The sequence below is a fragment of the Methylobacterium sp. WL19 genome (assembly GCF_008040005.1).
Taxonomy (GTDB): domain Bacteria; phylum Pseudomonadota; class Alphaproteobacteria; order Rhizobiales; family Beijerinckiaceae; genus Methylobacterium; species Methylobacterium bullatum.
The window spans coordinates 1-25,641 of record NZ_VRVC01000006.1; the positions used below are offsets into that span (position 1 = coordinate 1).

General features: G+C 67.7%; 19 protein-coding genes and 1 pseudogene. 7 read left to right on the forward strand and 13 right to left on the reverse strand.

Annotated elements, in window-relative coordinates:
* Together FV220_RS02530 and FV220_RS02535 are read right to left on the reverse strand one after the other, a co-directional pair.
* Nucleotides 1-229 (reverse strand): annotated as a pseudogene (locus tag FV220_RS02530) (methyltransferase type 11); the annotation flags it as partial.
* Nucleotides 230-281: 52 nt separating this feature from the next.
* The gene (locus tag FV220_RS02535) at nt 282-1,880 is read right to left on the reverse strand and encodes a gamma-glutamyltransferase family protein (RefSeq protein WP_147829476.1); all 1,599 of its coding nucleotides are present in this window, start codon (nt 1,878-1,880) and stop codon (nt 282-284) included.
* Nucleotides 1,881-2,116: 236 nt separating this feature from the next.
* Here FV220_RS02535 and FV220_RS02540 point away from each other — a divergent pair, with 236 nt between their 5' ends.
* The 4 genes from FV220_RS02540 (at nt 2,117) to hflX (ending at nt 7,780) form a co-directional block, all read left to right on the forward strand.
* Nucleotides 2,117-4,438 (forward strand): PAS domain-containing sensor histidine kinase, encoded by a 2,322-nt coding sequence (locus tag FV220_RS02540; RefSeq protein ID WP_147829478.1) that lies wholly within the window; start codon nt 2,117-2,119, stop codon nt 4,436-4,438.
* Nucleotides 4,435-5,805, forward strand: a complete 1,371-nt coding sequence (locus FV220_RS02545; RefSeq protein ID WP_147829480.1) for a sigma-54 dependent transcriptional regulator — start codon at nt 4,435-4,437, stop codon at nt 5,803-5,805. The genes FV220_RS02540 and FV220_RS02545 overlap by 4 nt, the downstream gene beginning before the upstream one ends.
* A 166-nt stretch (nt 5,806-5,971) precedes the next feature.
* Complete coding sequence (gene hfq / locus FV220_RS02550) at nt 5,972-6,226, forward strand: RNA chaperone Hfq (RefSeq protein WP_009866358.1); 255 nt, start codon at nt 5,972-5,974, stop codon at nt 6,224-6,226.
* A 144-nt stretch (nt 6,227-6,370) separates the two neighbouring features.
* Complete coding sequence (gene hflX, locus FV220_RS02555; protein ID WP_026175814.1) at nt 6,371-7,780, forward strand: GTPase HflX; 1,410 nt, start codon at nt 6,371-6,373, stop codon at nt 7,778-7,780.
* A 133-nt stretch (nt 7,781-7,913) separates the two neighbouring features.
* Here the strand turns inward: hflX and FV220_RS02560 are convergent, their stop codons facing one another.
* The 6 genes from FV220_RS02560 to FV220_RS02585 all read right to left on the reverse strand — a co-directional run bounded on the left by FV220_RS02560 (nt 7,914) and on the right by FV220_RS02585 (nt 17,067).
* On the reverse strand, nt 7,914-8,426 hold the full coding sequence (locus tag FV220_RS02560; RefSeq protein WP_339164139.1) for a fasciclin domain-containing protein: 513 nt from the start codon (nt 8,424-8,426) through the stop codon (nt 7,914-7,916).
* Between the two features lie 278 nt (nt 8,427-8,704).
* Nucleotides 8,705-9,658: a transporter gene (locus FV220_RS02565; protein ID WP_056157460.1), complete on the reverse strand. Its 954-nt coding sequence runs from the start codon at nt 9,656-9,658 to the stop codon at nt 8,705-8,707.
* A gap of 498 nt (nt 9,659-10,156) precedes the next feature.
* A complete protein-coding gene (gene uvrA, locus FV220_RS02570; protein ID WP_147829484.1) occupies nt 10,157-13,162 on the reverse strand; it encodes an excinuclease ABC subunit UvrA in 3,006 nt (1,001 codons plus the stop codon).
* Between the two features lie 286 nt (nt 13,163-13,448).
* Nucleotides 13,449-15,350, reverse strand: a complete 1,902-nt coding sequence (locus tag FV220_RS02575) for a PAS domain S-box protein (RefSeq protein ID WP_147829486.1) — start codon at nt 15,348-15,350, stop codon at nt 13,449-13,451.
* 265 nt (nt 15,351-15,615) lie between these two features.
* Entirely contained in the window at nt 15,616-16,419 is an 804-nt protein-coding gene (locus FV220_RS02580; protein ID WP_056141581.1) for a Crp/Fnr family transcriptional regulator, read from the reverse strand.
* A gap of 399 nt (nt 16,420-16,818) precedes the next feature.
* Complete coding sequence (locus FV220_RS02585; RefSeq protein ID WP_026175816.1) at nt 16,819-17,067, reverse strand: hypothetical protein; 249 nt, start codon at nt 17,065-17,067, stop codon at nt 16,819-16,821.
* Between the two features lie 238 nt (nt 17,068-17,305).
* On the opposite strand from FV220_RS02585, the gene FV220_RS02590 reads away from it, so the two are divergent.
* Nucleotides 17,306-17,512, forward strand: coding sequence for a hypothetical protein (locus tag FV220_RS02590; protein WP_018043129.1), 207 nt, complete (start codon nt 17,306-17,308; stop codon nt 17,510-17,512).
* A gap of 10 nt (nt 17,513-17,522) precedes the next feature.
* Here the strand turns inward: FV220_RS02590 and FV220_RS02595 are convergent, their stop codons facing one another.
* On the reverse strand, nt 17,523-18,590 hold the full coding sequence (locus tag FV220_RS02595) for a hypothetical protein (protein WP_147829488.1): 1,068 nt from the start codon (nt 18,588-18,590) through the stop codon (nt 17,523-17,525).
* Nucleotides 18,591-18,632: 42 nt separating this feature from the next.
* Nucleotides 18,633-21,647 (reverse strand): transglycosylase domain-containing protein, encoded by a 3,015-nt coding sequence (locus FV220_RS02600; protein WP_147829490.1) that lies wholly within the window; start codon nt 21,645-21,647, stop codon nt 18,633-18,635.
* Nucleotides 21,648-21,972: 325 nt separating this feature from the next.
* On the opposite strand from FV220_RS02600, the gene FV220_RS02605 reads away from it, so the two are divergent.
* Nucleotides 21,973-22,272, forward strand: coding sequence for a HigA family addiction module antitoxin (locus tag FV220_RS02605; protein ID WP_147829492.1), 300 nt, complete (start codon nt 21,973-21,975; stop codon nt 22,270-22,272).
* 19 nt (nt 22,273-22,291) lie between these two features.
* On the opposite strand, the gene FV220_RS02610 is transcribed toward FV220_RS02605, so the two are convergent.
* A complete protein-coding gene (locus FV220_RS02610; protein ID WP_147829494.1) occupies nt 22,292-23,926 on the reverse strand; it encodes an AarF/UbiB family protein in 1,635 nt (544 codons plus the stop codon).
* Between the two features lie 298 nt (nt 23,927-24,224).
* Here FV220_RS02610 and FV220_RS02615 point away from each other — a divergent pair, with 298 nt between their 5' ends.
* Nucleotides 24,225-24,869 carry an MBL fold metallo-hydrolase gene (locus FV220_RS02615; RefSeq protein WP_018043135.1) on the forward strand — a complete coding sequence of 215 codons (645 nt, stop codon included), beginning with the start codon at nt 24,225-24,227 and terminating at the stop codon, nt 24,867-24,869.
* A 22-nt stretch (nt 24,870-24,891) separates the two neighbouring features.
* Here the strand turns inward: FV220_RS02615 and FV220_RS02620 are convergent, their stop codons facing one another.
* Together FV220_RS02620 and FV220_RS02625 are read right to left on the reverse strand one after the other, a co-directional pair.
* Complete coding sequence (locus FV220_RS02620) at nt 24,892-25,269, reverse strand: helix-turn-helix transcriptional regulator (RefSeq protein ID WP_056141594.1); 378 nt, start codon at nt 25,267-25,269, stop codon at nt 24,892-24,894.
* Nucleotides 25,266-25,634, reverse strand: coding sequence for a type II toxin-antitoxin system RelE/ParE family toxin (locus tag FV220_RS02625; RefSeq protein WP_147829496.1), 369 nt, complete (start codon nt 25,632-25,634; stop codon nt 25,266-25,268). Before FV220_RS02625 ends, FV220_RS02620 begins: the two co-directional genes overlap by 4 nt.
* Nucleotides 25,635-25,641 lie beyond the last annotated feature (7 nt).

A 25,641-nucleotide genomic window follows, 5' to 3' on the forward strand; every position in this document is an offset into this window, starting at 1 on the left:
CCACCACGCGCCCCCTCGGGCCGAGGCGGCGCGCGGCGGTGATGGCGCAGTCACCGGCGCCGCAGCCGATATCCAGCGCCGAGCCGTCCACCCGAAGGCGCGCCGCCTCGAACAGGGCGGCGGTGAGGAGCGCGAAGACCGCGTCGATCCTGCGCTGGTTGCGCGCCCAGCGCGCGCCGACCTCGCCGTTCCAGTAGTCGCGCTGGGTGATCGCGCCATCCGCCATCATGAACCTTCCGGTCTCTAAATATCGATCGTCCGGTCCCCGGCGGGGACCCGTTTCACAGGCCGGACGAGCCGCCATCCGAACGCGGATCGTGGACCGCCTCGATCCGCCCGTTGCCGGGATGACGGACCAGCATGCCGGCATGGCCGAGGGAATCGATGTAGGAACCGCCCAGTTCCTCGATCTCGTGGCCCATGGAGCGCAGCTCGGCGATGCAGGCCGGATCGAACCGGTCCTCCACCTTCACGCTGAGGGATTCGGCACCCCAGGTACGGCCGTAGAGCAGGCGGGGCGCGTCCACCGCCTCGGCCGGGCTCATGCCGTAATCGGCATACCGCGAAAAAATCTGGGCCTGGAATTGCGGCTGCCCGTCGCCGCCCATGCTGCCGTAGGACATCACGCGGCCGTCGTCGAAGGCGGCCAATCCGGGGATCAGGGTGTGGAACGGCCGGCGCCCCGGCTCCAGGGGGTTCACCGCGCCCTTCTCGAGGGAGAACGAGGTGCCGCGGTTCTGCCAATGGATGCCGGTCTTCGGCAGGACGATCCCCGAACCGTATTCCCAGTAGATCGACTGGATGTAGGAGACGGCCAGACCGTCCTTGTCGATGGCGCCCATCCACACGGTATCGCCGTCGCCCGGTCCCCGGAGGGGCACGGAGGCGGCGCGGCGCATGTCGATCCGGGCCGCCTCGCGGTCGAGGCGCTCCGGGGTGAGGAAGCTCGCCGGATCGACGCTCAGCCGGTCGTAATCGGTCACCGTGCGGTCGCGGATGGCGAAGGCGCGTTTCGTCGCCTCGATCAGCCCGTGATACTGCGCCGTGCTCTCGGGACGCGACACGTTCAGCCGGTCGAAGATACCGAGGATGATGAGCGCGGCGAGGCCCTGGGTGGGCGGCGGGAAGTTGTAGAGCACCGCGTCGCGACGGCGTAGCGACAGGGCCGCCCGCTCCCGCGGCGCATAGGCTTCGAGGTCGGCCCGCGTCACCGGCGCGCCGAGACGGTCGAGGTCGGCGGCGATCTCGCGGCCGAGGTCGCCCCGGTAGAAATCGTCGAGCCCGGCATGGGCGAGCTGTTCGAGGGTGTCGGCGAGAGCCGGCAGGCGGCGGGTGGCGCCGGCGGCGAAGGGCTTGCCCCCGTCGAGGAAGGTCTGGGCGAAACCCGGCTGGTCGTGGAGCGTGTCGATCTCCTTCGGCACGTAGCGGGCCTCGGAAGGCGACACCGCGCAGCCCTGTCGCGCATGGCGGATCGCATCCGACAGCAGGGTCTCGAGGGGGAGCCGGCCGCCCAGCGCCCTGGCGAGGTCGAGAGCGAGACGCCAGCCACCGATGGCGCCGGCCACGGTGAGCGCCGCATCCGGCCCGCGCGAGGGGATCGTCTCGTGGCCCTGGCTGCGATAGCGCTCGACCGTGGCGAGGGACCCGGCCGGGCCGCAGGCCTCGATGCCGCGCACCCGCCCGCCCGGTTCGCGCACGAGCCAGAACCCGTCGCCGCCGATGCCGTTCATATGCGGATAGACCACGGCGATGGTGGCCGCCATGGCCGCCATGGCCTCGATGGCGTTGCCGCCCTGCGCCAGCACGGTCTGCCCGGCGGTGGCGGCCAGATGGTGAGGCGCGGCAACGGCGGCGGAGGAATAGACGGGCGTCTCGGGCATCGCGAACTCGGTGTGAGGGGAGGCTTGGAGGATTGAGGGGAGGCTTGGAGAATAATGTATTTTCTCGGCCGGTCGACCGAGAGATTTTCAAGCAAGAAACGGTCGCAGATCGCTGCGGTGCCATCGGTTTCACGGCGTGAGGCGCCGTCGCGGCGCGTGCCGCGCCCATGGTGTCCACCGACACGATGGCCCGATTCGTATTAATTTCGCCACACTGTTGTGGCGACGCATCAGCCATGGCGTGGCTTCGACGTTCCAAACAATCGGCCGCCCCGGGAGACGATGTCTCACCGGAAGGCGAGGCCGAACCTCATACCATCCGGGCGGCACCGCGCGGCCCCGGCTGGATCGGCGCGCTCGTCGTCGCCACGGCCCTGATCTCGGCCATCGCGACCTTCCTGATCCTCGCCGGCGTGATCCGGGTGACGCCGACGCCGACGATCGGCCTGACGCTGCTGGGCATCAACGTCTTCCTGGTCCTCAGCCTGTTCGTCATCATCGCCTGGGAGGCGCGGGTCTTCCTGCATGCGCGCCGGGCCAATGCGGCGGTGGCGCGCCTGCACACCCGCATCGTCGGCCTGTTCAGCCTCATCGCGATCCTGCCCACCGTGCTGCTGGCCGTCGTGGCGGCGGTGACGATCGATCGCGGGCTCTCGCTGGGCTTCACCGACCGCGTCCGCGACGTGGTGCTGAAATCCGTCGAGGTGGCCGATGCCTACCAGGAGAATCAGTGCCAGTCGCTCGCCCGCGAGATCCGCATCCTCGCGGACGACCTCACGCGGGCACGGCCGAATTTCGACGTGAACAGGGAGTGGTTCGAGAACTTCCTCACCACGCGGGCGACAGCGCTGGGACTGCCGGTCGCCGAGATCATGCGCGGACCGAACGAACTCGTGGCACGGGCGAAGATCGATGTCCTCAAGGAGCGCAGGCTGCCCTCCGCCGCGGCCTTCGAGGAGGCCGCCAAATCCAACGAGACGATCTGCCTGAGGCCGAGCGAGGGGAGGGTCTTCGCCGCCCTGCTGCGGATGCCGGCCTATGACGGGGCCGTGCTGCTGGTGCAGCGCCAGGTGAGCCAGCTCGCCGTCGACTTCCCCGGCGTCTCGCGGGCGGCGGCCGCCGAGTACCTCACCTACGATTCCCTCAAGCGCTCGATCCAGATCAGCTTCGCCTCGATCTTCGTGCTGATCGCGCTGATCGCCCTGCTGTCGGCGGTCTGGTTCGGCCTCAACTTCGCCAACCGGTTCGTGGCGCCGATCCGCCGGCTCATCAACGCGGCCGATCAGGTCGCCTCCGGCAATTTCTATGCCCAGGTCCCGGCGAGGAAGAGCGACGGCGACCTCGCCCATCTCGGCGAGAGCTTCAACAAGATGACCCAGGAGCTGCGCCGCCAGCACGATGGGCTGACGGCGGCGAGCGAACTCATCGACCGGCGCCGCCGGTTCACCGAAGCGGTCCTGGCCGGAGTCTCGCCGGGCGTCATCGGCGTCGACGCGGCCGGGCTCGTCACCATCGCCAACCCCTCCATCGAGCGCACATTGGGGCTCAAGGCGGATGCGATCATCGGCAAGCCGCTGGTCCAGGCCGTGCCCGAGCTCCAGGCCATCCTGCCCGAGGGCGGAGAGGGGCGCCTGCGCGCCCTCCAGCAGCAGATCCAGCTGACCCGCGACGGGCGCGAGCGCACGGTCACCGTGCGCGTCACCAGCGAGCAGGCTCAAGGCGGCGCCCGCGGCTTCGTGGTGACGCTGGACGACATCACCGACCTCGTCACGGCCCAGCGCACCTCGGCCTGGGCGGATGTCGCCCGCCGCATCGCCCACGAGATCAAGAACCCGCTGACCCCGATCCAGCTCTCGGCCGAACGCATCCGGCGCAAATACGGCAAGGTCATCGTCGCCGACAAGGACGTGTTCGACCAGTGCACGGCGACGATCATCCGCCAGGTGGACGAGATCAAGCGCATGGTGGACGAGTTCTCGTCCTTCGCCCGGATGCCGAAACCCGCCATCGCCCGGAACGACCTGAGCGAGATCGCCAAGCAGAACCTGTTCATGATGCGGGTGGCGCATCCGGACATGGATTTCGCCTTCACCGAGGCCGGGCAGGACCGCCTGCACGCCGCCTTCGACATCCGGCTGCTGTCGCAGGCGATCACCAACATCCTCAAGAATGCGGTGGAGGCCGTCTCCGCCGTGCCCGAGTCCGAACTGGGCAAGGGCCGGGTCGACCTGCGCCTCCTCGTCGAGGAGGGGTTCGCGGTGATCGAGATCACCGACAACGGCAAAGGCTTCCCTGTGGAGGGGCGCCAGCGGCTGCTCGAGCCCTATATGACCACCCGCGAGGGCGGCACCGGGCTCGGACTCGCCATCGTCAGCAAGGTGCTCGAAGAGCATGGCGGCGGCATCGAACTGAACGACAACCCCTCGGGTAGGGGCGGATGCGTGCGGATGCGCGTTCCCCTCGATACCCGGGACAAGACGACGGAGGGGAAACCCTCCGCGCAGGCTGAGAAGGTTGCCGCACCGACGGCACCCCCAATCGCGGAGATGACGTCATGAGCGCCGATATCCTGATCGTCGACGATGAGGCCGACATCCGCGACCTCGTCGCCGGCATCCTCGACGACGAAGGTCACCGCACCCGCACGGCCGGAGGCTCCGACGAGGCTCTGGCCGCCATCGAGTCGCGCCGCCCCCACCTCGTGTTCCTCGACATCTGGCTGCAGGGCTCGCGCCTCGACGGGCTGCAGGTGCTCGACCAGATCAAGCTCGGGCATCCCGAGCTGCCGGTGGTGATGATCTCGGGCCACGGCAACATCGAGACGGCGGTGGCCGCCATCAAGGCCGGCGCCTACGACTTCATCGAGAAGCCGTTCAAGGCCGACCGGCTGGTCCTGGTGGCCGAACGCGCCCTCGAAGCCTCCCGCCTCAAGCGCGAGGTGCGCGACCTCAAGGCGCGTTCCGGCCAGGCGAGCCGGCTCGTGGGCGGATCCGTGGCGGTCAACCAGCTGCGCCAGACGGTGGAGCGGGTCGCCCCCACCAATGCGCGGGTGATGATCCTGGGCGCGCCGGGCTCCGGCAAGGAACTCTCGGCGCGGACCCTCCACGCCTCCTCGTCCCGCGCCAGCGGTCCCTTCGTCGTCATCAACGCGGCGATGATCACGCCCGAGACCATGGAAGCGGAACTGTTCGGCGTCGAGGCCGGCGAGGGCCGCGCCCGGCGGGTCGGTGCCCTGGAGGAGGCCCATGGCGGCTCCCTCTATATCGACGAGATCGCCGACATGCCGCGCGAGACCCAGAACCGCATCCTGCGCGTGCTGGTGGACCAGAACTTCCAGCGCGTAGGCGGCACCACCCGCGTCCATGTGGACGTGCGCATCATCTCCTCTTCCTCGCGCGACCTCGCCGAGGAGATCGCCGCCGGCCGATTCCGCGAGGACCTGTTCCACCGCCTCTCGGTGGTGCCGATCCGGGTGCCGTCCCTGTCCGAGCGGCGCGAGGACGTGCCCGAACTCATCAACTTCTTCATGGAGCAGATCTCGGCCGCCACCGGCCTCGCCCGCCGACGCATCGCCGAGGACGCCATGGCGGTGCTGCAATCGCACGATTGGCCGGGCAACATCCGCCAGCTGCGCAACAACGTCGAGCGGCTGATGATCCTCACCCATACCGACCCGGAACAGGAGGTGACCTCGGAGATGCTGCCCACCGAGATCGGCGCCCTGGTTCCGACGACGCCGAACGGCGCGGGGGGCGAGAAGCTGATGAGCCTGGCCCTGCGCGAGGCGAGGGAAATCTTCGAGCGCGAATACCTGATCGCGCAGATCGCACGATTCTCCGGAAACATATCGCGCACCGCCGAGTTCATCGGCATGGAACGCTCGGCCCTCCACCGCAAGCTGAAGTCGCTCGGCATCGGACCCTGAGGGCCTGGGCGACCTTCGCCTTACATGTGCGTGCCCCTTGCATGTGCGTGACAATGACCGTGTAATAGTCGAGGTTGTCTGTTTTCACCGGTCTGCTACGCATTCGAACCAACAAGAACCCGCCAGTCACGGCGGGCGGCAGGTTCTTAAGAAGGATTAATAAAAAATGGCGGGCGAACGCGCTCAGAACCTGCAGGACACGTTTCTCAATCATGTCCGCAAGAACAAGATCCCGCTCACGATCTTCCTCGTCAACGGCGTCAAGCTCCAGGGCGTCGTGACCTGGTTCGACAACTTCTGCGTCCTCCTGCGACGGGACGGGCATTCGCAGCTCGTCTACAAACACGCGATCTCGACGATCATGCCCGGCCACCCGGTTCAGTTGTTCGAGCCGGACGAGACGGCGCCCGATAAGGCGTGAAGCGACGTCGGCAGTCTTGCCCATGACGAGACGTTGAGAGACGTTTGACGCCGAACATCGGACGAGGACCGAAGACTGCCCTTGTTTGACGTCGGCAAAAGCCCATTCTCCTCATCTTCAGGGGACAGGGTCGAACCGAATTTCATGACGCAAATGACAACGCCGGGCGAAGCCCGGCTCCAGGCGATGGCCGCTCCCGAAGGTGAGATCGCGGCCGCGACCCATACGCTGGTGATCGGCCCCTATCTCACCCGGTCCGCCGCTCCCCGGACAGGCGGCGGACCGGCCGACGTCTCGCGCTCGAGCGAGGCGCGGATCGACGAGGCGGCGGGTCTCGCCGTGGCCATCGAGCTGGACGTCACCGAGGCGATCATCGCGCCGGTCTCGCGCATCCGCCCCTCCACCTATCTGGGCAAGGGCCGGGTCGAAGAGCTCGCCGGCCGGATCAAGGCCGAGGAGATCGGCCTCGTCGTCATGGATTGCGCCCTGTCGCCGGTGCAGCAGCGCAATTTGGAGAAGGCGTTCGGCTGCAAGGTCATCGACCGCACCGGCCTCATCCTGGAGATCTTCGGCCGGCGCGCCTCCACCCGCGAGGGCACGCTGCAGGTCGAGCACGCCCATCTCGCCTATCAGCGCAGCCGCCTCGTGCGGTCCTGGACCCACCTCGAGCGTCAGCGCGGCGGCTTCGGCTTCCTCGGCGGCCCCGGCGAGACACAGATCGAAGCCGATCGCCGGATGATCCAAGAGCGGATGACGAAGATCGAGCGCGAGCTCGACAGCGTCACCCGCACGCGCGGCCTGCACCGGGAGAGCCGGGCGCGGGTGCCGTACCCGATCGTCGCCCTCGTCGGCTATACCAATGCCGGCAAGTCGACGCTGTTCAACGCCCTGACCAAGGCCGAGGTGATGGCCAAGGACATGCTGTTCGCGACCCTCGACCCGACCGCGCGCGCGACGAAGCTGCCGCATGGGGAGACGGTGATCCTCTCGGACACGGTGGGCTTCATCTCGGAACTGCCCACGGCCCTCATCGCCGCCTTCCGCGCCACGCTGGAGGACGTGATCGAGGCCGATATCCTGCTCCATGTCCGCGACGTGAGCCACGTCGATTCGGAGGCGCAGGCGGAGGATGTCGGCGACGTGCTGCGCGAACTCGGGATCGAAACCACGGCCGAGCGAATCATCGAGGTCTGGAACAAGGCCGACCTGCTCGACGATTCGGAGCGCACGCGCCTCCTCAACCTGAGTGCCCAGGGGCGCAACGACCGGGACAGTGACGTGCCGATCCTGGTCTCCGCCCTCACGGGCGAGGGCCTGGCGGCCCTGTCGGGCCGAATCGAGGCGCGGATCGCCAAGCGCCGCTCCACCTTCGCCGTCACCCTCGCGCCCGAAGACGGTGCGGCGCTCAACTGGCTCTACGAGAATGCCGAGGTTCTCGACCGCCGCGCCGAAGAGGCGGGCACGATCCACCTCGCCATCCGCGTGGCGCCGGAGAAGGAGCCGCGCTTCCTCAACCGCTTCGCCAGCGCACGCAAGCTCAGCCGCGCGGACTGATAGGGGGGAGACCTCCCGGTGGAGTAGTGGAAGGGCGATCGTCGATCCGCGACCGCGGGGGTCTTACGAAAGCCCATAAAAAAACCCGGCTCCAAGGGAGCCGGGGGATGAGTTTCGGATCCAGAAAGACGTCTTACGGCTGCAGAACGCCGTTGATGACGTGAATGACGCCGTTCGACTGCATCACGTTGGCGATGGTCACCTTGGCGGTGTTGCCCTTGGTATCGGTGAGGTACACGGCCTTGCCCTTGGTCTGGACCACGAGCGGGGTGCCCTGCACGGTCTTGATCTGGCCTTCACCGCCGCCATCCTTGGCGATCTTCATGAGGTCCTTGGCGGTCAGGGTGCCGGGGACGACGTGATAGGTGAGGATCGCGGTCAGCGTCGCCTTGTTCTCGGGCTTCACCAGGGTCTCCACGGTGCCGGCCGGCAGCTTGGCGAAGGCCGCGTTGGTGGGCGCGAAGACGGTGAAGGGGCCGGGGCCGGCGAGGGTGTCGACGAGGCCGGCGGCCTTCACGGCGGCGACGAGGGTGGTGTGATCCTTCGAGTTGACCGCGTTCTCGACGATGTTCTTGGACGCATACATCGGAGCGCCGCCGACGGTCGGGTTCTTGGCGAGCGCGGCCACCGGGAAAGCGGCGCCCATGCTGAAGGCGAGGGCGACGGCGGCGAACGTGGAGGCCACGGGGCGACGGGTGTTGGTCATGGGGCGTTCCTCTCGAGCTATCCCCTTCGCGGGGGTCATCGCTCGTTACGGAGCCCGGAAGAGGAAAGTTTCGGGAACGCTGCAGAAAGTCGTGTTCGTGTGAGATACGGCGGGACGCGAGCGCCTCCTCCAAAGCAAAAGCCCGCCCGACCTGAAGGTCGGACGGGCTTTCGTGATCTGAGCAACGGCGAGGTCAACGCTCGCCGCCGAGTTCGAGATCAGTACTTGCGGATGATCGGGGCCGGAGCAGCGGCGACCGGGGTCGGCGAGTACAGCGGAACGATCAGGCGGCCCGAGATCTCGGTGCTGTCGAAGCTGGTGGTCGCGACGGTGCGGGCGACGTAGACCTGCGCGGTGGCGAAGCCGAAGTCGTAGCCGACGAGGCCACCCATCAGGAACCGGCCACGATCGTTGAGGGCGGCGTTGATGATGCCGCCAGCCTTGGCGCCGGTGTCGAAGTTGACGGTGCCGTAGGCGATGGCGCCGATCTCGAACTTGCCGAACTTCTTGGTCGCGGTCAGGTCGAGGTTGAGGGAGTCGGAGAGAGAGTAGACCGTGCCGAAGTCACGGCCGCTGCCGAAGGAGGACGGCGAATCGTAGATGTTGGCGGTGAGGTTTGCGGTCAGATTGTAGCCATCGCCGGTGTAGCTGGCGGCAACGCCGACGCGGTAGGTGTTCGACGAAAGCTGGGGCAGCACGGCAGTGTTGGCGAGAGCGCCGGCATTCGTGCGCAGGACACCACGGTCACCGTTCAGCTCGTTCAGGTAGACACCGCCGAGCAAGCTGACGCCGAAGTTGTTGCCGAGGTCGAAGGCCCAGATGCCGCCGACGAAGGTACCGACGTTGATCGAGGTGTCACGCAGGCCGTTCGCGCCGCTCTTGCCGAAGGTGAACACGGTCGGGGGAGCCACGAGGAGCTCGATACGGCCGCCGAGCGGAACCAGCGGGGTCGACCAGACCAGCACGGGAATGTTGATCCCGACGTCCAGAGCCGAGTTGTCACGCGACTGGTAGACGAAGGTGTTCAGGGCGTAGATGCCCTCGGGCAGCGGCGCGCCGGTGGCGAGGCCGACCTGCTCGCCGGGGATCGTGGTGGTCTGTGCGTAGGAAGCCGTGGCGCTCATGCCCATGGTCAGCGCCAGTGCGCCGGTGGCCAGCCAGTTCTTCGTCATTGTCTCGTCCTTCCCAAGGATTTCAGGCATTCGCCGCGCAGACCTACGAACCATCGTGCCGAGTGCCGCATTGTTGCGGCTTGCTGACATCCAGTGCGTAGGGCCCCCCTTGCGGCCCGAATTCGTGTCTCAACGCTGAGAACTATTCTACAGGTCGGATCGGATTGACAGTCCAATGCTTCGGATCGAGGCAGTTCCAAACGAACCGTTGCGGAAAAGCCGCAATTTCGACGCGGTGCAGCGCAAGGTTTTGTTAACTTTCTCAGCAGAATTCCGCCGGGCATGGCGTCGCATTGAGCAACGCGTCTGCAAAATAACGCTGATCAGTCAAACCGTTGCGACCGATCCATGCGGCAGGACGATTGCGCAATCGACGACGGGAGTTTGCGCATCGCCAGCGGACCACGATCCCCGCATGCCCGGTGCCTGTGCACCGCAGCAGGGCCATCGTTCCCAGGTGCCGTCGAATCGAGCTTGGCCTTGGGCCGGGCGGAACGCCTATTCCGCCGCGTCCCGACCCTTAGCGGTGACCTCGGCGAGGGGGCGGCGGGCCAGCACGTCGCGCAGGAACCGGCCGGTATGGCTCGCCTTCGACTTGGCGATCTGCTCCGGCGTCCCCTCGGCCACCACGACGCCGCCGCCATCTCCGCCCTCGGGTCCCATGTCGATGACCCAGTCGGCGGTCTTGATGACCTCGAGGTTGTGCTCGATCACCACGACGGTGTTGCCTTGGTCCACGAGTTCGTGGAGCACCTCCATGAGCTTGGCGACGTCATGGAAGTGAAGGCCGGTGGTCGGCTCGTCGAGGATGTAGAGCGTGCGGCCGGTGGCGCGCTTGGAGAGCTCCTTGGACAGCTTCACCCGCTGCGCCTCGCCGCCCGACAGGGTGGTGGCCTGCTGGCCGACCTTGACGTAGCCGAGCCCGACCCGCGCCAGGGTCTCCATCTTCTCGCGGATCGTCGGCACCGCCTTGAACAGGTCGGCCGCCTCCTCGACGGTCATGTCGAGCACGTCGGCGATGGAATGGTTGCGGTACTTCACCTCCAGGGTCTCGCGGTCGTAGCGGCGGCCCTTGCACACGTCGCAGGTGACGTAGACGTCCGGCAGGAAGTGCATCTCGATCTTGATGACGCCGTCACCCGAACAGGCCTCGCAGCGCCCGCCCTTCACGTTGAAGGAGAAGCGGCCGGCCTGGTAGCCCCGCGCCTTCGCCTCCGGCAGGCCGGCGAACCAGTCGCGGATCGGCGTGAAGGCCCCGGTATAGGTCGCCGGGTTGGAGCGAGGCGTGCGCCCGATGGGCGACTGGTCGATGTCGATGACCTTGTCGAGATTCTCGAGCCCGTCGAGGCGCTCGAACGGGGCCGGGTGCTCCATGGCGCCGTTGAGGGATTTGGCCACCGCCTTGTAGAGCGTGTCGATGATGAGGGTGGACTTGCCGCCGCCCGAGACACCCGAGACGCAGGTGAAGGTTCCGAGAGGGATCTCGACGCTCACGTCCTTCAGGTTGTTGCCCCGCGCGCCGACGAGGGTGAGCTTGCCCTTCCGTCCCTTCCGCCGGGCGGTGGGCACCCGCACGCTCATCTCGCCGGTGAGGTATTTCGCCGTGAGGGAGTCGGGGCTCTTCAGCACCTCCTCCGGCGTGCCCTGGGCGATGATCCGGCCGCCATGGATGCCGGCACCGGGGCCAACATCGACCACGTAATCGGCCTGGAGGATCGCGTCCTCGTCGTGCTCGACCACGATCACCGAATTGCCGAGGTCGCGCAGGCGCTTCAACGTGCCGAGCAGGCGCTCGTTGTCGCGCTGGTGCAGGCCGATGGAGGGCTCGTCGAGGACGTAGAGCACCCCCGTCAGACCGGAGCCGATCTGCGAGGCGAGGCGGATACGCTGGCTCTCGCCGCCGGAGAGCGAGCCCGAACCGCGCGCGAGAGTGAGATAGTCGAGGCCGACATCGACGAGGAAGGTGAGCCGGTCGCGGATTTCCTTGAGGATGCGGAAGGCGATCTCGTTCTGCTTCGGCGTCAGCTTCTCCGACAGTTCGGAGAACCAGCGATGCGCCTCGCGCACGGAGAGCGCGGTGACGTCGCCGATGTCCTGCATGGCGACCTTCACCGCCAGGGCCTCGATCTTGAGGCGCTTGCCGCCGCAGGAGGCGCAGGGCGTCTCGCTCATGAAACGGGCGATGTCGTCGCGGGACGCGTCGCTCTCGGTCTCCTTGTAGCGCCGCTCCAGGTTCGGGATGACGCCCTCGAACGGCTTGTTCACCTCGTAGGCACGCATGCCGTCATTGTAGGCAAAGCGGATCGACTCGCGGCCGGAGCCGTAGAGGATCACCTTGTGCGCGGTGTCGGGAAGGTCCGACCAGGGCACGCTGGTCTTGAAGCCGTAATGTTTGGCCAGGGCGTCGAGGGTCTGGCCGTAATAGGGCGAGGTGGATTTCGCCCATGGGCCGACGGCACCGCGCTTGAGGCTGAGCTTGGCGTCGGAGATCACCAGTTCGGGGTCGATCCGCATCTCGTGACCGATGCCGCCGCAGGTCGGGCAGGCGCCGAACGGGTTGTTGAACGAGAACAAGCGCGGCTCGATCTCGGCGATGGTGAAGCCGGAGACCGGGCAGGCGAAGCGCGACGAGAAGGTGATGGTCTCGCCCTCGGCCGGATCGGCGAATTCGATCAGCGCGATGCCGTCGGCCAGTTCCAGGGCGGTCTCGAAGGAATCGGCCAGCCGCGCCGCGATGTCGGCGCGAACCACGAGCCGGTCCACCACCACGTCGATGTCGTGCTTGAGCTTCTTGTCGAGCTTGGGCGCATCGTCGATCGGGTAGTATTCGCCGTCGATGCGAAGACGCTGGAAGCCCTTCTTCTGGAACTCGGCGATCTCCTTGCGGTACTCGCCCTTGCGACCCCGGACGACGGGAGCGAGGAGATAGAGCCGGCTCTTCTCGGGCAGGGCCAGCACCCGGTCGACCATCTGGCTCACGGTCTGGCTCTCGATCGGCAGGCCGGTGGCGGGCGAGTAGGGGATGCCGACACGCGCCCAGAGGAGGCGCATGTAATCGTAGATCTCGGTGACGGTCCCCACGGTGGAGCGCGGGTTCTTCGACGTCGTCTTCTGCTCGATGGAGATGGCCGGCGAGAGCCCGTCGATCTGATCGACATCGGGTTTCGACATCATCTCGAGGAACTGTCGGGCATAGGCCGAGAGCGATTCGACGTAGCGGCGCTGACCTTCGGCATAGATCGTATCGAAGGCGAGCGACGACTTGCCCGAGCCCGACAGGCCGGTGAAGACCACGAGCTTGTCGCGCGGGATCGTGAGATCGATGTTCTTGAGGTTGTGCTCGCGCGCGCCGCGCACGGCGATGACGCGACGGTCGGGGCTTCCCTCGAACAGCTTCTCGATCCGCGCCTCGACGCTCTCTTCCTGCGCCTGCGCGGCCGGGGTCTTCAGACCCTGCGGTTTCGGGCCCCGTGAATTCTTGGCGGCGGCTTTTGCTTTGGCCATTGGGTCTCTTCGGCGGCAGGGCTTGCAGGAACGGGCAGTCGGCGTTGACGCCCGGCGGAGATCGTCTCCGAGACGTCATGCGGCGAGGTTGACGACGAGGGTCCCGCCACCGCTCGCCATGTCGGGCGCACGGTCCGGGCGGGCAAGACGCACGCCACGCATATCCGCCACCCAGCTAGAACAAAAAGCGTACAGCTACAATATCGTCGCCGAAGTCCGGCCCGCTTCGGGTCGTGGCGAAGCTTTCACGACGGCTGGCACTGCCCGAGCGGGACGTCGTTTGCCGCTAATGGCTTCCCTGGAACCCCGAGAGGGGCGCCATGACCCGGCACACCAGGCCGTCCGGTTCGTAGGCGAGGGAGACCTCGCCGCCCACCGCGCCGGCGAGGCCGCGCTCGATGAGGCGCGAGCCGAAGCCCTTCCGGGTCGGGGGCTGCACGAGCGGGCCGCCGCGCTCGGACCAGGTGAGGTGGATCGTGTCGTCCTCGTCCGCCGCGACCACGCTCCACGCCACGGTGACGCGGCCGTCAGGCCGGGAGAGGGCACCGTACTTGGCGGCATTGGTGGCGAGTTCGTGCATCATCAGGGCGAGGGACAACGCCGCCTTCGAGCCGATGACGAGGTCGGGACCCGACAGGTGGAACCGGCCGGGCTGCTGGTCGTCGTGCAGCGACAGGGCGCTCGTCAGCACCGCCTCCATCTCCGCGCTCTCCCGCTGTCCGGTCAGCAGGATGTCGTGGGCCTTGCCCAGGGCGATCAGGCGCGCGGCGAGCGCATGCTTGGCGGCCTCGATGTCGGTGACGTTGCGCAGGCTCTGCGAGGCGATCGCCTGAACCATCGCCAGGGTGTTCTTCATGCGATGGCTGAGTTCGCGGTTGAGGATGCGCTGCTGCTCGTCCGCCTCGATCCGGGTCAGCCCGCTCCAGGCCCGCTCCGCCACGTCACGGACGAAATCGATCTCGTTCTGGGTCCAGACGCGCGGCGACGCCTCCGTCGCGTAGAGCACGCCGACGAGGCGGCCGCGCCGGAGCAGGGGGACGGAGATCACCGCCCGGACGCCCTGGGCGATGTAGAGGGCCGCATCCGTGTCGAGATCGGAGGCGGAGGCGAGGTCGGGCACCGCGAGCACCTCTCCGCGCCGCAGGCTGGCGATGCTGGCGGGATACTCGTCCAGCGGCAGGGTCTGGCTCGGAAAGACCTGTCCGTCGGACGACCACGAATGCGCCACCGTCACCAGTCCGGCCGGCAGGTCGACCATGCCGTAGCCGGCCCGCGTCGTGGCCAGGGTCCGGCCCAGGATCTCCGCCGTCATCGCCACGACTTCGGCGTTCGAGCGCAGCTCGCGCAGGCGGTCGCCGAGGCTCAGGAGCGCGTCACGGCGTGCATCCGCGCGTTTCTCCTCGGTGATGTCCTCGATCATCGCCATGGCGTGGACTTCGTCGCCGAGGGTCTGCGAGACCAGGTTGACCCGCGCCCAGATCAGCCGCCCGTCCCGCCGGCGATAGCGCTTCTCGAAGCGGTCCTGCAGGGTCTCGCCGGTGGCCAGGCGCCGGTGCAGGGCCTCGCGCTCGCCCGCATCCTCCGCGGGCGTCCATTGGGCGAGGGAGCACCCGACGATCTCGGATTCCGGCGCGCCCCAGATCTCGCAGAGCTTGGCGTTGACCCGGAGCGCCAGGACGCTGCGGGGATCGAACTGGACGATCCCGATATTCGCGCCCTCGAACACCGCGCGGAACTGTGCCTCCAACTGGGTTCGCACGGTGATGTCGAGCATCGCACCGACCATCCGCAGCGGGATGCCCGACGCGTCACGGACGAGATACGCGCGATCCAGCACGTCCGCGTAGCCACCGCCGCCCTTCAGGAAGCGGTATTGATGGCTCCACAGGTCCGAGCGCCCTTCGAAGACGGCGTTCAGGCCGGCGGAGACCGCGCCCCTGTCGTCGGGATGGATGTTGCCGAGCCACCAGGCGGAGCCCGGGCCGACATGGCCGGGCGGCCAGCCATAGGACGTCTCGAGCGCCTCGTTCCACACGATGGCGTCGTGCTCCAGATCCCAGTCCCAGACGACGTCGTTGGTCGCCTTGGCGACCAGCCGGTAGCGCTCGTCGATGGAGTTCCGCTCACGGCACGGCTTGTCGCCGTCGGCAGTCGCACCGACGCCGTCCCGCCTGTCGCCGACGGCCATGGCCGGCACCGGCGATGAAGGATCGCGACGGCTCCCCCGGCGGGGTGACGGGACTTTCGCAATGGTCATCGTATTCGGGTCAGACACGGGCGGTCGCCGTTCCATCAGATGCGGTCAGATCTTGCGGCGAACAAGTCTCGCCGTCAGATTTCGCAAGTTGCCCCCACGCTTTCCGTCACGGATATGAGATCGGAGACTGAGCCCGGCAAGTCTCCACCGGAGCGGCACGCCTCGTCCACTCCCGCGGTGCTCGACCATCCCGGAATCAGACGGATTCCGCCGCACGGACGGAATCGTCCTGGCCCGGCTGCGTCGGAGGATCGACGGAGAGCATCCGCCCCTCGGCATCGTAGACGGCCCCCAGCACGGTCTCGAAATGGCTCACCACGGCGCCGTGGCACTCGCAGGCCGCCTCCTGGATCCTGGCGCGGTCGAGGATGGTGATGCGGCCGCGCCCGACCTCGATCAGCCCCTGGATCTGCAGGGTCCGCAGGATCCGGGTGAGATAGGTCCGCTGGACGCCCAGCATGTTGGCCAGGAGTTCGTGGGTGACGGGCAGCGTCTCCGTGCCGATCCTGTCCTGCAGCGTCAGCAGCCAGCGCAGGCAGCGCTCCTCGATCGGGTGGAGGGCGTTGCAGGCCACGGATTGCAGCACCTGTCCCAGCAGGCAGTCCGCGTAGCGGGTGAAGAGGTTGCGCAGGGTGGTCGAGCGGAGCTTGGCGTCCTGCAGCTTGGCGGCATCGAGCCTCAGGACCGGCCCGCCGATCTGCACCAGGGCCGTGCTGAAGGCCGGGAGGCTGCCGTGGCTGACGACGCCGCCCACGGCGCCCTCCCGCCCGATCGTGGCGGTTTCCGCGCTCCGCCCGTCGCGCATCGAGACGATGAGGTTGATGACCGTCTGCTCGCAGGGAAACGAGATGAACGAGACTTTGGCTCCGACGGTGAACAGGGTCTCGCCACGCCGAACGTCGGCACGCTCGAAATGAGGCGCGAGCAGTCCCCGATCCTCCGGGGACAGAGCCTTCAGCAGGAGATTGCCTTCGAAGAAGGACTCAGTCGTCGAGAGCATGGGACACGCGGTGTTCACCTTCTGTCTCGCGCCATAGCGTATCATCAATGGAGCGTCTGTCCACAAGTGGACGAAGGCGAAGAGAAATATACCGTCCCGGCGGAATTCGGCGCGCGCTACGGCATTCCTACATCTGCATTTGCAGGCAGAGCGCGTCCCTCTCCCCCTTGTGGGGAGAGGTCAGGAGTGGGGGTGGCTCCGCTTGCCTCCGCACCCGAGGGTCATCCAACCACCCCCACCTCCAACTCCTCCCCACAAGCTCGACGGATCTCGGGCAGGCCCGAGATCCGCCGGGGAGGAGGGCAGGGAGGCGCATCCCGCGAACGATGTGAATGCCGTAGCCCCGCCCGTCAGGTCGAGGAGGCACCCGAGCGCGTCACGCTCCTGCGCGGTGTCGGCTCAGCCCTGGCCGGCCTCGTCGCCTTCGCCGATGCAGTCGAGCGCACGCTCCACGGCGCTGACGGCCTCGCGCAGGTTGCGGACGGTGAGCTCCATCTCCCTGCGGGGACGGCCCATGGCTGCGGCACGATGGGTGACGCCCTGAAGCAGCTCCAGGGCGGCGAACAGATCGTCTGCGACTGCAACCACGTCGCTGATCTGTGGCGCCGGAACGGCGCGGGGGCGGGAGAAGGGGACTACGTTGCTCATGTCGGACAATGTGTCGCCCAAGGTGGGCCGGAGCACCAGATCCAGGGGCGGCGATTCCGCAGGATTGCGCCTCCGATGCCCGAATGTCGTCAAGCGTAGTGAGCGTTTTCGTGGCGCGGGAACATCACTCTGCCGGTAAGCCGTGACGTTTCGTTATCCTTGTGCTTGACGCGGCGACCTCCCCGGCACCACGACAGGGGCGATCGATCCAGCAGGATCAGTACCCCAGGAACCTCCGATGCGTCCCACCGCCTTCCTCGTCGCCGCCGGCCTGTTCTGTGCCCTCGGGGCCTGCAACAGCGCCGACCGCAGCGGCTTCTCGGACAGCTTCAGCACCGAGAATTACCGCCGTTCCAACGACACCAACGGCACCCAGACCCGCCGCGACGTGAACCGGGCCTACACCGCCCCGTCGATGCCCTCCATCGTCAGCCGCGGCAACTGAGGCTCCTGCTTCAGTTCTTCGCCAGGGCGTCCGCGAAGGCGATCATGCGGTTGCGGGCGTAAGTGGGCAGGCCGGCACTGATCGACGTGCCGGTGTTGAAGGACGAATTGCCCATGAGCACCTGGGCGGGAAGCAGGTTCTTCAACACCGGCACGCGGGCGTATTCCTGCTTGCGGTCGAGAACATCGGCCTTGATCGCCAGCGCCATGTAGGTCGTCACCACCGTCTTGCCGGGATCGTTCGGCATCGGCTGGAACACGGCGAGGAACTTGCCGAAGCGCAGGATCTGGTTGACCCAGAAGATCGTCTGTTCGAGGCCGCCGGCCACCGGCGTGTCGACCCGCGTGAGCGCCGCGAGCGAGGCCGCCTCGGCCGCCGGCAGGGTCCGCAACTCGCTCTGGAACGAGACGAACTCGGCCACCTTCTTCGAGGCGCCGTCCTCCAGCTTGTTGGCGAGCTTCACGCCCAGCGGCAGCTTGCCCTCGAGGTCGTAGCGGGATTCGATGCAGGCGGCGGCACCCTCGCACCAGGCCCGGTCCGGGCGCCGGGCGAAGGCGGCGGCCGGATCCTTGGTGGGCGTCACCTCGGCGGGGCTCAGGGTCTTGTGCTTGATGACAGGGTCCATCTTGGAGACGAAGCCGAGATTGGCAAAAGCCGAGAGGTCGAGGGATTCGGCGGGCTTGGCCACCACGAACCGCCCCTGCGCCACATAGACCTTCAGGGTCTCGTGCCGCTGCTTCGAGACGCCGTTGAGCGTCACGGTATAGTCGGGCTCGGCATAGGCGGGGTAGGGCGCCAGGGCCGCCTGCTCGGCCGGGCGCAGCTTTCGCCATTCGAGATAGGGCGTCAGGCCGCTCTCGGGGTTGGCCGGATTGTCCCGGTGGTCGGTGAACAGGATCGTGCCGGGCTTGAGGGCGGAAAGGCCCGACGGCTCGATGGCGGGAACCTCCTTGATCCGGTCGGCGGGAACCTGAACCTTCATTCCCTCCTGCGCGGAGGCGGGAACACCGAGCGCCAGCACGGGCAGGAAGGCGATGATCTGGGCAAGCACACGTGTCGCCGGAAGCTGCGTCTTCACGTCGGGGCCTCGGTTTGCTGATGAGGGGAGGGGATCCGCGCCTCAGTAGCGCGGGTCGTCGCCGAACAGGTAGTCGGGATCGCGGCGCCGGGCGCGGGGCGGCTCGTCCTCGCCGAAGGGCGAGCGCTGGGTGCCCGGCCATGACGGGCTCCGCGACCCTTCGTAGCCCTCGCCCTGAGCACGGCGGCCGCGCGGCTGGGCCGGCCGCTCGCCGAAGGGGTCGAAGAGATCCGGCTCGGGCTCGCGCCGGGTGGTGAGGTTGCCGTACAGGTCGCCCACCACGTCGGCGCCGTCGTCGAGGCCGCTGGTGTCGCCGTCCTCGGAATCCGGCCGCATGGCGGTCTGCACCTCGCGCGGCAGCAATCGGTACTGCGTGTCGGCCACGCGGCCGTCGCTCAGCCGGAAATGCTCGATGAAGCCGCCGCCGGAGACGCGCGCGCCGCTGCGAGGGTCGATGGGCAGGTCGGCGAGCAGGCGTTTCGCCTCCGGGGAGGGCGGGGCGAGGGGGGTGCGCGCCACGCCGTTGGCCCAGGCGGCCTGGAGGATCGTGCCGGCGATCGGCACCGCGAGATGCCCGCCGGTCTGGCCGCGTCCCAGGGTCCGGCGGGTGCCGTCGGCATTGTCGTAGCCGACCCACACCACGATGGTGATCTCGTTGGTGAAGCCGGCGAACCACGCGTCGTTCTCGTTCTCGGACGTGCCGGTCTTGCCGGCGATGGAACCCGAGAAGCGGGCGAGGGCCGCCGCCGTGCCGTGGTTGGTGACGCCCTGCAGCATGGTCTTCAGCTGATAGAAGGCCACCCTGTCGGCCGAGCCGATCCGCACCGGCTCCTTCGGCTCGCGCTTGTACAGAACCGTGCCGTCGCGCTCCACCGCCTCCAGGGCGTAGGGCGCCGGCCGCGCGCCCTCGTTGGCCACGGCGGCATAGAAGGCGGCGAGATCGACCATGCGGACCGGCTGCGAGCCGAGGACGAAGGGATAGTAGCGCTCGCATTCGGCGTAGAGCTGCGCTTCGAGCGCGAGGTCGCAGATGCGGGTGAGGCTCGCCGGCGCGGTGTCGGCGATGCCGCCCTGGAGCAGGCGCGCGGTGACGAGGTTCTTCGAGAATTCGAGCCCGCGCCGGAGGGTCGTCGCACCCGACCCGCCGCCATCGTAGTTCTTCGGGCTCCAGGACTGGCCGACGCCGCCGATGGGCGGCAGGGTCACGCCGGCATCCATCACCAGGGTGTTGGGCTGCAGGCCGGCATTCAGCGCGGCGAGATAGGTCAGCGGCTTCAGGGTCGAGCCGGGCTGGCGCACGGTCTGCGTCACCCGGTTGAGCTGGCTCAACGGGTAGGAGAAGCCCCCGTCCATGGCCAGGATGCGCCCGGTGCGGTTCTCCAGCACCAGGGCCGCGCCCTGGACCGAGGGACGCACGCGCAGATCCGCGCGGAGAGCCTTGGCCTTCGGGTCGCGCAACTTCACCCGCACCACGTCGTAGGTCTGCAGACGGCCCTTGGCGATGCCGGGATCGAGGCTGACGATGCGCCCGTCGGCGAGCCCCGCCTTCACCGGTCCGCGCCCGGATTCGAGCACCACGGCCAGCGGCCAATGCACGTCGTAGAGCACGGGCCGCGCACTCTCCAGGGCGCGCTGCCAGACGGGTTTCTGCGGCACCGGCTTCGGCCCGGCGGCCGCCGCAGGCTTGTCCGTGGCCGATCTGGGTTTCGCCTCGCCGCCGACGACGAGCGGCACCGACTGGACCGATCCCTCCACGGCGGGCGTCGCCCCGCCGAGCTTGGCGATGCTGTCGGCGAGGTTGAATTCCGGCCCCTCGTAGCGCTGGCGCCCGGTGGCGCGCTCGTAATTGGCGAGCCCGTCCTGCAGGGCGGATTCCACGGCGGTCTGAAGGCCGGCATTGATGGTGGAGCGGACCACGTGGGAGGCGGAGGTGAGCGAGTCGATGCCCGCGAAGGTGCGCGCCTCGCGGGTGAGGTGATCGACGAAGTAGAACCCCGAATCCCGCCGCGTGGTCTCGATCGGCTTCAACCCGAGGGGCGCGTTGGCCGCCTCGGTCAGCTGCGCCTCGGTGATGACGCCCTCGTCCTTCATCCGCGCCAGCACATAGGCGCGCCGCTCCTTGGCGCGGTCGGGATACTTGTCCGGGTTGTAGAAGTTCGGCCCCTTGGGCATGCCTCCCAGCAGCGCCGCCTCCGGCACGGTGAGCTGCCCCACCGATTTCCCGAAATAGCTCCGCGCGGCCATCTCGATCCCGTAGGAGCCGCGGCCGAGATAGATCCCGTTGAGGTAGAGTTCGAGGATCTGCGGTTTGCCGAGGATCCGCTCCAGGCGCGAGGCCACGATCATCTCGCGGATCTTGCGCTCGTAGGTGACGTCGTCGCCCACCGACAGGTTCTTGACCACCTGCTGGGTGATGGTGGAGCCGCCGGCCGGCCGCCCCGGCGAGGCGAGGTTGCCGATGAAGGCCCGGATGACGCCACGCTCGTCGATGCCCTTGTGGGTCTCGAAGCGCTTGTCCTCGGCCGCCACGAACGCCTTTTGCACCATCACCGGCACGTCGGAGATCGGCACGCTGAGGCGGCGCCCGTTGGCCTCGAACGCCTCGGCGTAGCGCTTGCCCGCCCCGTCGAGGATCAGGCTGGCGCCGGGCAGCTTGCGGTCCTTGAGGTCCTGGGCGGAGGGCAGGTCGGACACGGCCTTGTTGTAGAAGGCGATGACCTCGGCCGCGTCGAAGGGCGAGTTCGCCGGGTTCTCGCCCTTGCAGAACTGGCGGTAGCTCGTGTTGAGCTCGCCGATATCGAGCCCGTGCAGGAGCTTGGGCGCGGAGGCACCGGCGATGGCCGAGGGGTCCTCCATGGCGGTGGAGATCAGCTCGTCGAGGTTGATGTCCTCGATGTCGAAGGCTTTCCGCATATGGGCGCAGCCGTCGCGCAGGATCTGCACCACCTGGGCCTTGTCCGCCACCGGATCGAACTGCGTCTTCACGGCATCCGGCCGCGTCGTGACCTGACTGAGCGTCAGCGCCGTCGCGAACAGCTTGATCAGGATGATGTTCATCGAGGAGCGGGCACCGGAGTTTCAATCAAGCAGGGTCGGTCGAGGCACTCTCCTCCCCCTTGTGGGGAGGAGTTGGAGGTGGGGGTGGTGCCGAATATGGTGAGACCTGTCCGGAGCCAACCCCACCCTCGATCCCTCCCCACAAGGGGGAGGGAAGCGCGTCATCCTGCAGCCGAGATGGGCCATACAACGCGGCTGATTTAAGGAGATGCTTGACGTCCCGTGCCTTTGGAACCCCACCGGGAAGGTCCGTGTTCCGGGGTGAAATCCGTCGAGCCTAAGGCGCCGCCCCTCCGTGCAAAGGCAAAATCGTAGGAGATCGGATTTGTCTCGCATTCGCACACATCCGGGTGAAGTCCTGGCCGAAGACTACCTCGGCCCACTCGGGCTTTCCGCCCGGCAGGTCGCGGCCGAGATCGGTGTTCCCCCCAACCGCCTGTCCGAGATCATCCGCGAGCGGCGTGGCGTGAGTGCCGACACGGCGATCCGGCTCGGTGTCCGCTTCGGCACATCGCCCCAGTTCTGGCTCAACCTTCAGAACGCGCACGATCTGTCCAAAGCTCGCGCGACGATGGACTACTCCGCCGTCCACTCCTGCGAACCCCAGACCGTTCCGGCGCCGTAGAGCGGAGCCGAGGCTCCGCCTACTTGTTCCGCCCCAGCAGCACGAGCCACCCGATTCCAATCACGCAGACCATCGCGCCCACCGTCACGAAGGCCGGGGTGCCGAGGTCCATGAAGCGGGGGGCGAGCTGCGTCGCGAAGGCGGCGACGATGAGCGCCACGGCGATGCGGGCGGCGGCGCGCTCGATGCCGCGGGTGAGCTTTTCGATGCCTTTCAGCTCGATCTCGACGGTGACGCGGCCCTGCTTCAGGCGCACCAGCATGAGATGGATCAGGGTCGGCAGTTCGGAGGCCGCGCCGAACAATCCGGCGCCCACCGCCTCGACCTTGCGGGTGATGCCCTTGATCGAGAATTGCGAGGCGAGCTTGCTCTTCACCGTGGGTCCGGCGGCGGTGAAGAGGTCGAATTTCGGGTCGAGATGGCGCATCACCCCGTCCGCCGTCACCAGCCCCTTGAACAGGATGGCCAGATCGGTGGGCATGGCGAGGTCGTTCTCGCGGGCCATGGTCATGAAGTCGGTGAGCAGGTCGCCGAAGTTCAGCACCGAGCCGGCATGGCGGTTGATGAAGGCCTGCGACGAGGATTCGAGCTTGGTGAGGTCGGGGTTGCTCGATCCGGTCCAGTCCAGCAGCACGGCCATCAGCCCGTCGGAATCCTCCTTCAGCATCGCACCGATGAGCATCAGGAGCTGCGTGCGGCGGCGCTCGGACAGGCGGCCGATGATGCCGAAATCGATGAAGCCGATGCGGTTGCCCGGCATCACCAGCATGTTGCCGGGATGCGGGTCGGCGTGGAACACGCCCTCGATCAGCGCCATGTTGAGGAAGGCGTCGGTGCCCTTCTGGGCGACCTTGACCTTGTCGACCCCGGCCGCGTCCAGGCGGGCATGGTCGTTGGGCGGGATGCCGTGGATGAATTCCTGGACGAGGACGCGCTCGGAGGTGAACTCCCAGTGGATCTTGGGGATGACGATGTCGTCCCGGTCGGCGAAGATCGCCGCGATGGTCTCGCAGTTGCGCGCCTCGTTGATGAGGTCGAGCTCGCCGTAGAGGCCGCTGGCGAGATGGCGCATCTGCTCGTGGGGCTGGTAGCGCCCGAATTCCGGCCATTCCTGAACCACGATCCGGGTCGCATGCGCCAGGAGGCGCAGATCCGCCTCGATGATCTTGCGCAGGCCCGGACGAAGGACCTTCACCACCACCTCCTCGCCGGACATCAGCCGCGCCCGGTAGACCTGGGCGATGGAGGCCGCGGCCAGGGGAACGGTGTCGAACTCGGCGAAGATTTCGGAGGGCGGCGCGCCGAGATCGGCCTCCAGCTGCGGGCGGATCTTGTCCCAGGCGATGGGCCGGACCTGGCTGTGGAGCTTCTCCAGTTCCTCGGTCCATTCCGGCGTCAGCAGGTCCGGCCGGCTCGCCAGGATCTGGCCGAGCTTGATGAAGGTCGGCCCCAGGGCCTCGATCGCCCGGCGCACGCGCTGCGGCTGGGACAGGCGCGCCACGTCCACCTGCGGCCGGCGGCGCTTGGCGAACCGCGCCAGATGGCCGAGGCCGAGGCGCTCCACCACCTTGGTGACGCCGTAGCCGATCAGGACGGCGGCGATCTCGCTCAGGCGCTGCCTGTCGCGAGCGGCGACGAAGGCGGTTTTCAGCATGTGCTCAAGGGACTGCCCCGGCTGGCGTGAGGATGGCCGTGTCGTCGTCTCAGGCCGGCGGGCCTGTCCTGGACGGTGCCGGTGTCCAGATAGGCCACGTCTAGGAAGCCGGCGAGGCCGAATTTTGGCGGCGCAGCGGCAATCGTCGGCGCGCGGCACCGCGGACGGCTCGACGAGCCGGAACCCGCGACGCGTCAGAAGCCCGAAGGAGCGGAAGCGTTGGCTTGCCGGCGCGAACCCGCTTAGACAGGCGGCTCCCGCGCGATCCTCGCGCCCAATCGACGGAGAGACGGTCCCGATGGCAGGTACGCCCCGCGCCGGCATCATCCCGGTGACGCCCTTCCAGCAGAACTGCACCCTGATCTGGTCCGACGAGACCAAGATCGGCGCCGTCGTCGATCCCGGCGGCGACCTCGACCGGATCGAGGCCGCGATCCGCGACCAGGGTATCACCATCGAGAAGATCCTGCTCACCCATGGCCATATCGACCATGCCGGCGGCGCGGACGAGCTGCGCGAACGGCTCGGCGTCCCCATCGAGGGCCCGCACGAGGCCGACCGCTACCTCCTCGACAGCCTTCCCGAGACGGGGGCGAATTACGGCATCGACGGGGCTCGCGCGGTGACGCCCGACCGCTGGCTCGCCGAGGGCGACGCGGTGAGCGTGGGCGATCTCGCCTTCGACATCCTGCACGCGCCCGGCCACTCGCCCGGCAGCGTCGTCTTCGTCAGCCGCGACGCGCGCTTCGCCCTGGTGGGCGACGTGGTGTTCAAGGGCTCGGTGGGCCGGACCGACCTGCCGGGAGGCAACCACGACCAGCTCATCCGCGCCATCAAGGAGAAGGTCCTGCCGCTGGGCGACGACATCGCCTTCATCCCAGGCCACGGCCCGACGAGCACGCTGGGCGAGGAGCGGATGACCAATCCGTTCCTGCAGGAGTGAGACCGAAGACCGGTCGGTGATGTCATTCGGCGGTCTTGGTCTTCCGGGCCGGATTTCTGCGGGCACGAGGAACGGCCGCGCCGATGTCTTTCAGACGGACGGCGCGGCCTTCCGGAAACGTCACCAGGAGTTGGAGATCGCCGCCGATCGCCCGCACATAGGCACGCAAGGTCGATAGCTTCATGTCCGCGCGCTTCTCGAGGCGCGAGACATAGACCTGGCGGCCCCCTAGCCGTTCGGCGACTGTTGCCTGGGTGATCTCCTCGGCACGTCGCAGGTCCCTCAACGCGAACTCCTCGGCGATCAGTTCGGCGCCGCGCGCTCTGATCCGTGCCTGTCGCTCCGGCGTGAGCGTCGCGAGGATGTCGTCCGCCGAAACAGAGGGATGGTCATCTGTCACCGGGAGCTCCCATCCTTGCGCAAGGCCTTCAGATGCTGGTCGAAACGGGCATCGGCCCGCTTGATCAACGCGGTATAGAAACGTTTCCCCGAAACACCGGACTTGTCATCGGCGACGAGGAGAATGCCCGTTCGAACAGGATCGAAGGCGAAGGCCACCCGCCAGACACCATCGTCCGCCTCGAAGCGAAGCTCTTTCATGTTGGCATGCTTCGAACCATTGAGCGTATCCGCCCCGGGCCGTCTCGATCCAGGGCCCGCGACCTTCAGAAGCTCGATCATGGCCAGCAACTCGTCCTGAACCGCCTCCTGCAGCTCATCGAACTCGCGCCGGAATTCATGGTGAAGCTCGACCTGCCAGCCCACTCTTCAT